The 12,481-nt window shown below is 62.7% G+C and carries 11 protein-coding genes; all 11 read right to left on the bottom strand.

The genetic code is table 11. The features are described 5' to 3' along the window. Nucleotides 1–80: 80 nt before the first annotated feature. Nucleotides 81–1,670 (bottom strand): peptidoglycan DD-metalloendopeptidase family protein, encoded by a 1,590-nt coding sequence (locus tag GA0061105_RS03800; protein WP_092748072.1) that lies wholly within the window; start codon nt 1,668–1,670, stop codon nt 81–83. A gap of 184 nt (nt 1,671–1,854) precedes the next feature. Further along, on the bottom strand, nt 1,855–2,508 hold the full coding sequence (locus tag GA0061105_RS03805) for a protein-L-isoaspartate(D-aspartate) O-methyltransferase (RefSeq protein ID WP_064696009.1): 654 nt from the start codon (nt 2,506–2,508) through the stop codon (nt 1,855–1,857). Continuing rightward, a complete protein-coding gene (surE, locus tag GA0061105_RS03810) occupies nt 2,505–3,278 on the bottom strand; it encodes a 5'/3'-nucleotidase SurE (protein ID WP_092748074.1) in 774 nt (257 codons plus the stop codon). Before surE ends, GA0061105_RS03805 begins: the two co-directional genes overlap by 4 nt. 4 nt (nt 3,279–3,282) lie before the next feature. After that, nucleotides 3,283–4,566 carry a serine--tRNA ligase gene (gene serS / locus GA0061105_RS03815; RefSeq protein WP_092748076.1) on the bottom strand — a complete coding sequence of 428 codons (1,284 nt, stop codon included), beginning with the start codon at nt 4,564–4,566 and terminating at the stop codon, nt 3,283–3,285. Between the two features lie 89 nt (nt 4,567–4,655). Beyond that, a complete protein-coding gene (tatC, locus tag GA0061105_RS03820; protein ID WP_092748078.1) occupies nt 4,656–5,483 on the bottom strand; it encodes a twin-arginine translocase subunit TatC in 828 nt (275 codons plus the stop codon). Beyond that, the gene (gene tatB, locus GA0061105_RS03825; protein ID WP_092748080.1) at nt 5,480–6,094 is read right to left on the bottom strand and encodes a Sec-independent protein translocase protein TatB; all 615 of its coding nucleotides are present in this window, start codon (nt 6,092–6,094) and stop codon (nt 5,480–5,482) included. The genes tatC and tatB overlap by 4 nt, the downstream gene beginning before the upstream one ends. 51 nt (nt 6,095–6,145) lie before the next feature. Further along, a complete protein-coding gene (locus GA0061105_RS03830; RefSeq protein ID WP_038688487.1) occupies nt 6,146–6,337 on the bottom strand; it encodes a twin-arginine translocase TatA/TatE family subunit in 192 nt (63 codons plus the stop codon). Nucleotides 6,338–6,517: 180 nt separating this feature from the next. Further along, nucleotides 6,518–7,222 (bottom strand): SMC-Scp complex subunit ScpB, encoded by a 705-nt coding sequence (scpB, locus tag GA0061105_RS03835; RefSeq protein ID WP_092748082.1) that lies wholly within the window; start codon nt 7,220–7,222, stop codon nt 6,518–6,520. Continuing rightward, entirely contained in the window at nt 7,219–8,076 is an 858-nt protein-coding gene (locus GA0061105_RS03840) for a segregation and condensation protein A (RefSeq protein WP_092748084.1), read from the bottom strand. Before GA0061105_RS03840 ends, scpB begins: the two co-directional genes overlap by 4 nt. A 17-nt stretch (nt 8,077–8,093) precedes the next feature. Next, entirely contained in the window at nt 8,094–9,107 is a 1,014-nt protein-coding gene (gene nagZ, locus GA0061105_RS03845; RefSeq protein WP_092748086.1) for a beta-N-acetylhexosaminidase, read from the bottom strand. Nucleotides 9,108–9,217: 110 nt separating this feature from the next. Continuing rightward, nucleotides 9,218–12,457 (bottom strand): SPOR domain-containing protein, encoded by a 3,240-nt coding sequence (locus tag GA0061105_RS03850; RefSeq protein WP_092748088.1) that lies wholly within the window; start codon nt 12,455–12,457, stop codon nt 9,218–9,220. Between the last annotated feature and the right edge of the window lie 24 nt (nt 12,458–12,481).

Genomic DNA, 12,481 nt, shown 5'->3' on the forward strand with positions numbered 1-12,481 from the left:
ACGGGATTCGATGCGAGAGGTTGAAAAATGACAAAAGCCCGGCTGGTGGCCGGGCTTTTGCGCTTCCTGGTACGCTCTACCTATTCCAGGAAAGTCATCGGGTTGACCGGCGATGCGTCCTTGCGCACCTCGAAATGGACCTGCGGCTGCTTGACGTCGCCGCTCATGCCGGAAACGGCGACGGTCTGACCGCGCTGTATCTTCTGGCCGCGGGCGACGCTCAGCGTATCGGCATTGCCATAGACGGTGACGGTGCCGTCGTCGTGACGGACGAGAACCGTGTTGCCGAGCTCCTTCAGGCCGTTGCCGGCATAGATGACGACGCCGTTTTCGGCGGCCTTGATCGGCGTGCCCTGCGGTACTGAGATGTCGATGCCGTCATTGCGGTTGCCGTTGACGTTGGCGCCATAGGCGGCAATGACCTGACCACGAACCGGCCAGCGATATTTGCCGATGCCGGTCGATTCAGGCGCGTCGGAGCTGACGTCGGACTTCTCCACTTCGTCAACGGTCTGGGTGGCGACCGGCGCCTTGTAGGGCGCCGGCTGAACGGCTGCGGTCTGTTGGGCAGGCGCCGGATCAACCGGCTTCGGCTCAGCCTTCTCGGCAGGGATCGAGGCAGTCTTGATCGTATCGGAGCTGCCGTTCGGGATTTTCAGGGCCTGACCGACACGGAGAGAGTTCGCCGTGAGATTGTTGGCTGCCTTGAGATCGTCAATATTGGTTCCGGTCGTCCTGGCGATCTTTGCCAGCGAATCGCCCTGCTTGACGACATAGCTGCCGCCAGGCGCCTTCGGGTCCTTGCCGGCGCCGGCCGGAATCTTGCCGGTGGGATCGGCGCTCGCCGTGATTTTGTCCCGTGCAGAATTGGCGCCGGGGACGACGGCGACCTTCTGTTCCGGCGCCTTGGCCGGGTCCGGCATATTGCCGGGCTTGGAAAGATCGGCCGCCTGCGAAGCCGCCTTGGCAGAATTGCCACCGTTGAAGGTTGGGATCAGGATTGCCTGGCCGGGCTTGGCGGCTGAGGCAGCCTTCAGATTGTTGACCCGCAGGATTTCCTTTTCCGGAACGCCAAAGCGCCGGGCCAAAGTGGCAACGCTTTCACCCGGACGAAGCGTGACGGAAGGCGCGTTGGTCGCGGACCAGCCGGAAACCTTCGGAGTCGTGCCGGTCGTCAGAGAATCGGGTGTCGCCTTCGGGGCAGCCGGCGCTATGAGCCGTGGTTTTTCAGCCTGCGCCGTAGCCGGGAAAGGCTGGGCGAGAGCAACTTCCTTTTCCCGCTGGCGGGACGGCGCGGCAGCCGTCGGAGCGGCAAGCTCGGAACGCTGTATCGAGACCGGCGAGGAAGCAATGCGTGCGCTCGACGGGCGGACCGGATCGTAGCTCGGGCGCGCCGGATAGGGCTGATTGAGCGCACCATTGCCGCCGCCGTAACCCGGCTGGCTGACAACGGCGGAGCCGCCGAGGTCGGCGCTCGGCACCGGGTCCCCCTGTGAACCACCCCTGGACGGGATGGAACTTGTGGTGATCTGATCCTGGCCTGAGGAGGAAAACAAGCCGCCGAACCGTGTCACATCGGAACTGCAGCCAGTTGCGGCACTCGCCAGCAGGCCAACAACCAGGAGATTACCGGCCGACTTACCGAACTTCGGCGAAAGACTTAAACGCATTGACTCGACCCACTGAGAACGCAACCATTTGTGAGTCTATTAAAGCGCGTTAGTATTACCACGCGGTTAAGAGGCTGGAATCAGTGCGATATTTTTGAGAAGTTGATAACCATAGCTTACGGGTGAAAAATCGCAGTGTCTGGAACGTGTTGCCGATAAGGGCGCGCTGGCTATCGAAGCCGCTCTACAACAGCGAAGCAAGACGCGGAACGATCGGCAGATAGGGGGCTTCGAACAGTTCCTCGCGTTCGAAACGGCTGCCGGTTTTCGTCAGCCGCACCATGCGGCACTCGTTCTCCGAAATCATCAGCGGCGCAATCATCGAACCACCGGAAACCAGCTGGTCGGTATAAAAGCGCGGCATGGAATTGAATGCCGCTGTCACCAGAATACGGTCGAAAGTGCCCTCTCCCTGCATGCCAGCGCTGCCGTCGGCATGGCGGATGACGACGTTACGCAGACCCAACGATTCCATGCGCCGTTGCGCGCCTGATGTCAGCGTCTTGTAGCGGTCGATGGACAGGACGCGCTCGGCGAGGCGGCCCATGATGGCGGCGGTGAAGCCGCTGCCAGTGCCGACTTCCAGGACGCGTTGCCCCGGCTTGAGCTTCAGATGATGGAGGATGCGGACGACAAAATCGATGCCTTCAAGGAAGGAGCCGCATTCGATCGGTATTGTCCGGCTCGAATAGGCGTCGTCGGAAAATTGCGGCGGTACGAACAGCGAGCGCTGCGTCTGCTCGACCGCCGTCAGCAGATCGAGATCGGAGATGCCTTCTGCCCGCAGTCTGAGGACGAGCGCCGCAAAGCCCTCCTTCTCCGCCAGTCTTGCCGTCAAACTTGTGCTCCGTATCCCAAGGCCCGCGCCACCCGGTCCGTCACGGAATAATCGGTCAGATCCAGTTTCAAAGGCGTTACCGAAATCTTGTTATGCTTCAAGGCGTGGATATCGGTGCCTTCGACGAAGGCGCCGGCGCGCTCGCCGAACTTCAGCCAGTAATAGGGAAATCCCCGGCCATCGGAACGGGCGTCGACTTGCAGGTTGAAGGCGAGCTTGCCCTGCATGGTCACTTCCGCGCCATCGACCTCGTCGGGACGGCAGTTCGGGAAGTTGAGATTGAGGAATGTGCCCTCCGGCAAGTCGAGCACCATCAGCTTTTCCAGAAGGGCCGGCGCATGCGCCTCGCAGACCTCCCACGGCACGATGCGCGCCCCGTCCTCATAGAGATAGGCCTGGCTGAGCGCAAAGGAGCGCACGCCCTGCATCGTACCTTCGATGGCGCCCGCGATCGTGCCGGAATAGGTCACGTCGTCTGCAACGTTCGAACCTGAATTGACGCCGGAGAGAACGAGATCGGGCTTGATGTCCATCACCTGGCGGATGCCCATGATGACGCAATCGGTCGGCGTGCCGCGCAATGCGAAATGTTTGTCGGAAATCTTGCGCAACCGCAACGGCTCGGACAGGCTCAACGAATGGGCCAAACCGCTCTGATCGGTCTCGGGCGCCACGATCCAGACATCGTCTGACAGTGTGCGGGCAATCCTCTCCAGCGCGGCAAGGCCTTCCGCGTGAATGCCATCGTCATTCGTCAGCAGAATGCGCATCGCCTCAGACCGCCCGTTCGATCTTGGTCAATCCGCCCATATAAGGCAGCAAAACGTCCGGAATCGTGACGGAGCCGTCTTCGTTCAGATAATTTTCGAGGACAGCGATCAGGCAGCGGCCGACGGCAGTGCCGGAACCGTTCAGCGTGTGCACAAATTTATTGTTCTTGTCGTCCTTGCCGCGATAGCGCGCATTCATGCGCCGGGCCTGGAAATCGCCGCAGACCGAGCAGGAGGAAATTTCGCGGAAAGTGTTCTGCCCCGGCAGCCAGACTTCGAGATCATAGGTCTTGCGCGAGCCAAAGCCCATGTCGCCGGTGCAAAGCGTCATCGTGCGGAAATGCAGGCCAAGACGTTTCAGCACCTCCTCGGCACAGGCTGTCATCCTTTCATGCTCGGCGATGGCGCTCTCGGCGTCGGTGATCGAGACTAGCTCGCATTTCCAGAACTGGTGCTGACGGAGCATGCCGCGGGTGTCACGGCCGGCCGAACCCGCTTCCGAACGGAAGGACGGCGTCAACGCGGTGAAACGCAGCGGCAGCTTTTCCTGGTCGAGGATCTCCTCGCGCACCAGATTGGTGAGCGTCACCTCCGCCGTCGGGATGAGATAGCGGCCATCCGTCGTTTTGAAGAGATCCTCTTCGAATTTCGGCAGGTTGCCGGTGCCAAAAAGCGCTTCGGCGCGGACCAGCAGCGGCGAGCTGACTTCAGTATAGCCATGCTCGCGGGTGTGGAGATCGATCATGAACTGGCCGAGCGCGCGCTCGAGCTTGGCGAGCGGCCCGGTCAGAACCGTGAAGCGCGAGCCGGAGAGCTTGGCGGCGCGCTCGAAATCCATATAGCCGAGTGCCTCGCCGATTTCGAAGTGCTCTTTCGGCGTGTGGTTCCAGCGCGGCTTTTCGCCAATAATGCGGGCAACGACATTGTCGTGCTCGTCCTTGCCGACCGGGACGTCGTCGAAGGGGATGTTCGGGATGCGAGAAAGCGCGTCGTTGAGTTCGGCCGTCAGTTGCCGTTCTTCTTCCTCGATCGCAGGCAGCAGGGTCTTGAGTTCGGCGACCTCTGCCTTCAGCTTCTCGGCGAGTTCGCCGTTCTTCTGGGCCATCGCCGTGCCGATCTCCTTGGAGGCGGCGTTGCGGCGGGAGAGCAGGTCCTGCGCCTTCTGCACGGCGGAGCGGCGCTTTTCATCGAGGGCCACGAGACTTTGGGCCAGAGGCTCCGCGCCACGCTTGGAAAGGGCGGCATCGAGCGCTTCGGGATTCTCACGGATCCATTTGATATCGAGCATCGTCGTTCCAACTCGTTGCAATAGAAATGACCGGCGGGAGAAACCGACCGGAGATGAAACGGCAGACCTCAGGGAAAGTCCGGAACCGGTCAGACACTGTCCGTCTTGGCGACGTCGGAGGAACCAGAAGCCTCTTCAAGTGCCTGTTGGGAACGCTGACGCTCCACGAGTCGTGCCGCGTAGATGGAAATCTCGTAGAGAAGGATCGTCGGTATCGCAAGGCCGATCTGGGACATCGGGTCCGGCGGCGTCAGCACGGCGGCGACGACGAAGGCGAGTACAATCGCGAACTTGCGCTTTTCGGCCAGCCATTCCGACGTCAGCAGGCCGACACGGGCAAGCAGCGTCGTGACAACAGGCAGCTGGAAGACGAGGCCGAAGGAAAAGACCAGCGTCATGATCAGGCTCAGATATTCCGAAACCTTCGGCAGGAGCGAGATCGCTACTTCGTCATTGCCCGGCGCCTGCTGCATCGACAGGAAGAACCACATGACCATCGGCGTGAAGAAAAAATAGACCAGTGCGGCGCCGAGAAGGAACAGAATCGGGGAAGCGATCAGGAACGGCAGGAAGGCCGCCCGTTCATTCTTATAGAGGCCTGGGGCGACGAACTTGTAGATCTGCGCAGCGATGATCGGAAAAGCGATGACAAAGCCGCCGAACATGGCGACCTTCACCTGGGTAAAGAAGAATTCCTGCGGCGCGGTGTAGATGAGCTGCGCCTTCGCGACGTCGAGATTGGCCCAGCTAACGGCGAGCTTGTAAGGAAAGACCAGGTAGTTGAAGATGTGCTTTGCGAAAACGAAGCACACGATGAAGGCGATGAAGAACGCCCCGATCGACCAGATCAGCCGCGTGCGCAGCTCCATCAGGTGCTCGATCAGCGGCTGCGGCTTGTCTTCGATATCACCGCTCATGCCTCGTCCTTCTTTTTCGTCTGCGCCGGCTTGCTGGGCGTTGCAGGTTTCCTGACCACCGACGTGCGCTTTGGCTTTTCCACGGGCACCGCAATGGCGGCGGCGGCATCGGCTTTATCGGCAACCTTGGCGCGCGGCTTGCGCACGGCCTTCGGCTGCTCGGCAACGGTATCGGTCTGGACGATCGCTGCTGCAACCGGCTCGGGCTGCGCAGGCGCCGGCACCAGCGGCGGCGTTTCCGGCAGGCTCATCGACGGCGTCGGGGCCGAGACGGCAGCCGGCGGCACCTCCGTCTTGTTTTCCGGAGCCGCAGTCGTCTTCTGCAAGTCGGCCTTGATCTCGTTGCCCATCTCGCGAAGAGGATTCATCGCCTCGCGCAGGCTGTTGACCGGATTGAGCCTCTGGGCGTCGCTGATCGTCTGGCGGACATCGTCAAGCTCGGCTTCGCGCAACGCTTCGTCGAATTGCGCACGAAAGTCGCCTGCGACCTTGCGGGCGCGCTGCGTCATCTTGCCGAAAGCGCGCAGCATCGGCGGCAAATCCTTAGGACCGACAACGACGATCAGCACGACCGCGATGACCAAAAGCTCGGTCCAGCCTATATCGAACATGCAAGGCTCCTGGACGGGAAGCGCGGGGGCTGCGCTTTTTCCCGGACTTGGTTACTTCGTTTCGTCGGCCTTGTGATCGACCGTTTTTGCCGTATCCGGCGCGTCTTCGTCCGTCATGCCCTTCTTGAAGCTCTTGATGCCTTTGGCAACATCGCCCATCAGTTCCGGAATCTTGCCGCGACCGAACAACAACAGCACGATGACCAGAACGATCAGCCAGTGCCACATGCTAAGAGAACCCATCACTCTAACTCCCTGTTTCGATGTTCCCCGATGTAAGGATTTCTTACACCGTTTCCAACATCAAGCCCTTCGAACTGAGCTTAATGTCACGGTAACACCCTCTGTGACAAGTCACAGACCCGTCGAAAAACGTGATCGCCATTGTTTTCGTCATGCATGGCAAAAGCAAGACGAAGCCGCTCAATCTTCGGAGGCAGAGCGCGGTGCAAGCAACCCAAGTTCTTCCAGATCCATCTGGGTGATCGGATCCTCGTCCTCGGTCAATTCGTCGTTCATCGACGGTGAGGGAATATTGAAATTAGCCGGGATACGGCCGGACAGCAGGCCCGCTCCCTTCAATTCTTCGAGGCCGGGCAGATCGCGCAATTCCTCCAAGCCGAAATGGTCGAGAAAATCGCGGGTCGTACCCAAAGTCACCGGCCGGCCCGGTGTGCGCCGGCGGCCGCGAAACCGCACCCAGCCGGCTTCCATCAGCACGTCGAGCGTGCCGCGTGAGGTCTGAACGCCGCGAATGTCCTCGATTTCGGCGCGCGTCACCGGCTGGTGATAGGCGATGATCGACAGCACTTCGAGTGCGGCGCGCGAAAGCTTCTTCACTTCATTGTCATCGCGGCGGATGATGAAGGAGAGATCGGCGGCCGTGCGGAAAGCCCAGGCGCCCTCGATCTGCACAAGATTGACGCCCCGCAGCGCATATTGCTCCTTCAGGCGCAGCATGATCGCATGTACATTGGCGCTCCTAGGCAGCCGCTCGGCGATGAAGCCTTCTGAAACCGGCTGCGAGGAGGCGAAGACCAGCGCCTCGGCGATGCGCTCAGCCTCGATCTCGGCCTGCAGGTCGCGGCCCTCCTCATCGAAATCCTCGTCGCCCTTCAGATCGATCAAGCCGGCCGCTCCTGTTCCACCACCTGCAGCGTCGCATGTTTCGGGCCGCGGCGCATATAGATCGGCTGAAAGGCGCCGTTCTGGCGGATTTCGAGCTTGCCCTCGCGCACCAGCTCCAGCGAAGCAGCAAAGGCGCTGGCGATCGCCGTGACGCGTTCTTCCGGCGCTGCTAGATAACGCAGCAGATAATGCTCCATTGCCGTCCAGTCACCGAATTCGCCGATCATCTGCGTCAACAGCTCACGGGCATCGGTCAGTGACCAGACATTGCGCCTTTCGATCGTCACTTGGGTGACGGCATGGCGCTGGCGCAGCGCCGCATAGGCAGTCAGGAGATCGTAGAGGCTCGCCACATAAGCGGATTGCTGCCGATCGGGAATATGCTCGGGCGCGCCGCGGGCGAAGATATCGCGGCCGAGGCGATTGCGGTTCACAAGGCCCTCCGCCGCCTGGCGCATGGCTTCGAGACGCTTCAGGCGGAAGGCGAGCGTTGCCGCCATCTCCTCGCCGGAAGGGCCGTCATCCTTGACCTGCTGGGGAATGAGCAGTCGCGACTTGAGATAGGCAAGCCAGGCCGCCATGACGAGATAATCGGCGGCAAGCTCGATGCGGATGCGCCGGGCGCTTTCGACGAATTGCAGATATTGCTCGGCGAGCGCCAAGACGGAAATGCGCGACAGGTCGACCTTCTGATTGCGCGCGAGATAGAGCAGCAGGTCCAGCGGCCCTTCGAAGCCAGCGACGTCGATTACAAGCGCCGGCTCGTGGCTGGCGCGCTCGGCGCCGTTATCCTGCCACAGCTTGTCCATTGGCGTTGCCGCCTGCGGACGTTCCGTGCCCTTGACCGTGTTCACACCTTGCTCCTCTGCGATCAGACCATCGCAAACATCGCCTCGAATTCCGCCCGCAATTCGGCTTCGTCAGCCATATCCGGCGCGGCGAAGCCTGCTTCTACCGCTTTTGCGCGGGCAAGCGACAGGCCGGCCAGCGGCGGAACATTTGCCACGACATCCAGCATCTCGTCCATATGGCCATTGCAATGCAGCACGATATCGCATCCGCCTGCAATGATATTCGCCGCCCTTTCACCGATCGTGCCGGAAAGCGCATTCATCGAGCTGTCGTCGGAAAGCAGCAGACCGTCAAAGCCGATGTGCTCACGGATGACGCCGTCGATCACCTTGCGCGAGGTCGTCGCCGGATTGTCCGGGTCGATAGCGGTGAAGACGAGATGGCAGGTCATTGCCATCAACTCGTGCTTCATCGCGATGAAGGGCCGGAAGTCGTGGGCCTCGAGCTCATCGCGGGCGACGGTGACGACAGGCAGCTCCAGATGTGAATCCGCGAAGCCGCGACCGTGGCCCGGCATATGCTTCATCACAGGCAGAAGGCCGCCGGCCCTCAGCCCTTCGCCAGCCGCCCGCCCCATGGCAATGACCGTATCGGGATCACCGCCATAGGCGCGGTCGCCTATGACGTTGCTGCTGCCTTCGACCGGCACGTCGAGCACCGGCAGGCAATCGACATTGATGCCAAACTTCGAAAGGTCGAAGGCATGGAGGCGCGACATCACCCAAGCGGCGCGCAGCCCGAGTGACGGGTCGCGGCGATAAAGATCACCCAGCGCCTGACCCGCGGGATAGCGCGGCAGGACCGGTGGACGGATGCGCTGGACGCGACCGCCTTCCTGATCGATCAGCACCGGCGCATGCCAGCCGACGCTGTCACGCAATTCGGCGACGAGGTCGGCGATCTGCGATGCTTCGGAGATGTTGCGCCCGAAAAGGATGAAGCCCCAAGGTCGCTCGCCCCGGTAAAAGGCCTTCTCTTCGGAGGTGAGGGAAAGGCCGCTGCAGCCCAGGATCATCGCTTTTGATTCGGTCATGTGAGAATCATAGACACCGCCCCGCCAAATGCGAGCGAGCCCGGCCACGATGCACAAAAAAGAGCGGCGCGCCCGACCCGGGCCCGCCGCTCTTCTATAGCGATCTGCAGTTACCGGGAGATCAGGCAGCTTCCACCCGCGGCACGATACTTCTCGCACAGTGCTGCGGCCTCGTCCTTGGAGCCGACCGGGATGCGGACACGGTAGAAAGTGCCCTTGCCGGCAATATCGGCCCTGCGGATCTCATGGGCGCGGCCACCGAGCACGCCGGCAAATTTCTTCGACAGGTTGGCATAGGATTTATTGGCCTCATCCTCCGATGGCAGCGAAGCGATCTGCAGGCCGTAGCTGCCGGCGGCTGCGGCCTGCGGCGGCTGGGCGGCGGCCGGCGTTGCGGAGGCGACCTGCGTCGGCTGCTGTGCGGGCGTGCGCACATTGCCCTTCTCGGTGACGGTGCCGACGACGTTGACCGGCTGATCGACCGGGCGGGCGATCGGAACCGGGGCGGTATCGGCGATCGTCGTCGTCTTGACCGGGCGTACCGGCGCATCGGCCGGCGCAGGAGTTGCCGCCTGCACATCGGCAGTTGCTGCAGGCAACGGCTGTGCCGGCGCGATTTCGACAGGTGCTGCTGAACGCGCATCGGCCGAGGCAACCTCAGCACTTGCCGGGAAGCTCGCAGCCGTTCCGGCAACCGGCGGCGCGATCGGGGCCGATGACGCCGTCGGGGCAGACTGCGCCGTCACCGGCGGCTGGGCAGACGGCATCGGCTGGGCCGGCTGGTCGACGGGCGCCGGTTCCTCACGGGCAACCAGGGTGCCGTCAGGCTTGACGATCATCGTGCGGACCTTGCGCGGCGACACGGACGGCGTCTTGTCGGCGTCGCTTGCGGAAGCGTCGTCGGCGCTGGCTTGGTTCGGCAGCAGACGCGGATCCTCCGTCTCACCAACAGCGGTCGGCGTCACGCGACCGTCGACGCCGACGTTCTCGTCATCCTCCGGCAAGGCCTCCGGCGTCAACGTGCGCTGGACGACATCGACAGGCGCCTCGTCCGAGGAGACGAGCGCCTTCTGCTTCGGCTCCTCGGCAGAACCCGCTACGCGGTCATAGACGGCCTTATCCTGGTTCGGAACCGTCTTGCCGCCAGGATTTTCCGGAACGACCTTGACCGGCGCCTTATCGGCAGTGATCACGCGCGGCTCGCCGGACGCGATAATACCAAGTCCTTCGCCGTTCCAGACGGAGGAATAGACGCCATAACCGACGCCGGCGAAGACCACCAGCACCACGGCCCCGGCAAGCAGCCGGCGCATCGACCGGGCGCGGCTGAAATCAGCGGCCTGGCTTGCCGACTCGATGTGGACCTCGGAAGTCTCGCGGCGCTCAACCGGCTCGCGCACGCTGCGGCGGAAATCCTCCTCCAGCGCCCGTTCGAAATCATCGAGACCGTCGGCAATGGTCGGCTTGGCCGGCTTTGCCACAGCGGCAGCCATATTACGGGCGGGCGCCGCCGTCTCGCGCGGCTTGGCCGGCTCGAAGAAGCTCGCGATCTCGGCGTCGAGATCGAAATCGAAATCCGCGGCTTTCGCGACCGGAGCGGGCTGCTCGACCGGCGGCAGCGCCGGCACGTGCATGTCATCCACTGTCTCCGGACGATCCTCGGGATCGGAGATCATCGCCGGATCGAACGGTAGGTCTTCGGTTGATTCAGCCGCAGACGCCTCTGCGGCAGGCGCCCGGTTGAAAGCCGGAGCCGGAGCGGGCTCTCGGGCCTGCGGCTCGGCGATAAAGGCCGGTGCGGGCCGGGCCGGCGCAGCGGCCTGCGAGCGCTCAGGCGCTGCCTGCTGAGACGCGGGCGGTGCCGGCTCTGCCTTTGGCTGCGGCGCAGGCTCGGCTGCTTCGGTGAAATCGAGATCGGCAAGTTCCAGCTCGATGCCGGCTAGATCCAATTCGAAATCGTGGCCGGCGAAGGGATCATCGGCTTCCGACGCCGGCTGCGGCGCCCGTGAATATGCGGTTGTGGCAGGCTGGGCCGGGGTGATCTCGGCAGGCTGTAGCGCGACCGGACTAGCGGCTTCGACAGCAAACGCTGGAACGCTTTCGATCGGAGCTGTGACGACCGGTGCAGCAGAGACCGACGCGGGCGCGACCGCTTCGGGCTGAACCGGTGCGGCGACCACGGTGGCGGCGGGCGCGGCTTCGATGGAGGCGGACTGCGGCGAAACAGGCGCGAGATTGGCGCGCTGCAATACCGGATGGGGCACGGGATAACGCGAGACGTCGGCCAGCAGGTCGTCGAGATCGAACGTGCCGGCGGTGTGCGGCACTTCAGGCACGACTTCGGTCAGGGCCGCATCGGCATGAATATCGCCCTCGATGGCAGCCGCGAGATCGAAACCGGCTTCGGAGCTGAACTCTTCCAGCTCGTCTTCGACTTCAACGAATTCATCGGCTTCGGCAATTTCTTGTGGCGCAACCGCCTCGTCGTGGCGATCGAGCTCAGCGGGAAAACCAAACGAGGGCGATGCGGATTGGAACTCATCGGGAGCTTCGACGGCAGCGATGGGAGCCGGCTGCTCGATCACGAGCTCCGGCTCTGCCGGGGCAGGATCGACAAGCGCTGGTTCAACCGCCGGATCGGCGGCTGCTTCGGCCATCGGATCGGCGGCTGTTTCAGTCACAGGCGCGGCGGTCACTTCGGCGACAGGTTCGACTGCAGCGACCGGCGGAACCGCCGGCTGCTCGCGTTTCGGCGCGTGGAAATTCGCAAGCGGCAACCTGATGCTGGCGGCCGACCATTGCGGCGCCTTGGCGGGCTGCGCCAAAGAAGAGACCGGCGCTGCTCCGATCGACAATTCGAGTTCCTCGATTAGATCGCGGGCGCCGCCGAAAGCAGTCTGGACCGGCGCTTCGGGAGCAGGATCGACAGAAAGCGGCAGCGGATCGGCCGCCCAGTCGGCGGCAGCGTCCCACTCTCCTGCAGGGGGCTCGGCAGAACCTTCTGCGGCAACGGGATCAACGGAGACTGGTGCCGGAACATCCACGCTTACGGCAGCGGGCGAAACATCGAGAACGGGCTCGACATAATCTTCGGGGGTGATCTCGTCAGAGATCGGCTCGGCCGGCCGGTCCAGTTCGCCAAGCGGACGCGGCGAATCGTAACGGTCGAACTCGCGCCCGAGTTCGTCTTCAAGATTGAAGGCGGGTTCGCGGCGCGCGGCCTCGGTCACTGTATTTGCTGCAACACGCGGTTCGAAGCCGACGATACGGGCAAGTTCGGCCAACGGATCGTCGTCAGCAAACAGATCGTCTTTTCCGCGCGTATCATACGCAAGTTGTTTCTCAGCCATGCCTATCCCACTCGCAAACGCCAA

The organism is Rhizobium aethiopicum (assembly GCF_900094625.1).
Lineage (GTDB): Bacteria > Pseudomonadota > Alphaproteobacteria > Rhizobiales > Rhizobiaceae > Rhizobium > Rhizobium aethiopicum.

What these genes read in the sequence shown, in the direction of transcription:
- GA0061105_RS03800 (WP_092748072.1), bottom strand. Translation starts at nt 1,670, where the DNA reads ATGCGTTTAAGTCTTTCGCCGAAGTTCGGTAAGTCGGCCGGTAATCTC.
- surE (WP_092748074.1), bottom strand. Translation starts at nt 3,278, where the DNA reads ATGCGCATTCTGCTGACGAATGACGATGGCATTCACGCGGAAGGCCTT.
- serS (WP_092748076.1), bottom strand. Translation starts at nt 4,566, where the DNA reads ATGCTCGATATCAAATGGATCCGTGAGAATCCCGAAGCGCTCGATGCC.
- tatC (WP_092748078.1), bottom strand. Translation starts at nt 5,483, where the DNA reads ATGAGCGGTGATATCGAAGACAAGCCGCAGCCGCTGATCGAGCACCTG.
- tatB (WP_092748080.1), bottom strand. Translation starts at nt 6,094, where the DNA reads ATGTTCGATATAGGCTGGACCGAGCTTTTGGTCATCGCGGTCGTGCTG.
- GA0061105_RS03830 (WP_038688487.1), bottom strand. Translation starts at nt 6,337, where the DNA reads ATGGGTTCTCTTAGCATGTGGCACTGGCTGATCGTTCTGGTCATCGTG.
- nagZ (WP_092748086.1), bottom strand. Translation starts at nt 9,107, where the DNA reads ATGACCGAATCAAAAGCGATGATCCTGGGCTGCAGCGGCCTTTCCCTC.
- GA0061105_RS03850 (WP_092748088.1), bottom strand. Translation starts at nt 12,457, where the DNA reads ATGGCTGAGAAACAACTTGCGTATGATACGCGCGGAAAAGACGATCTG.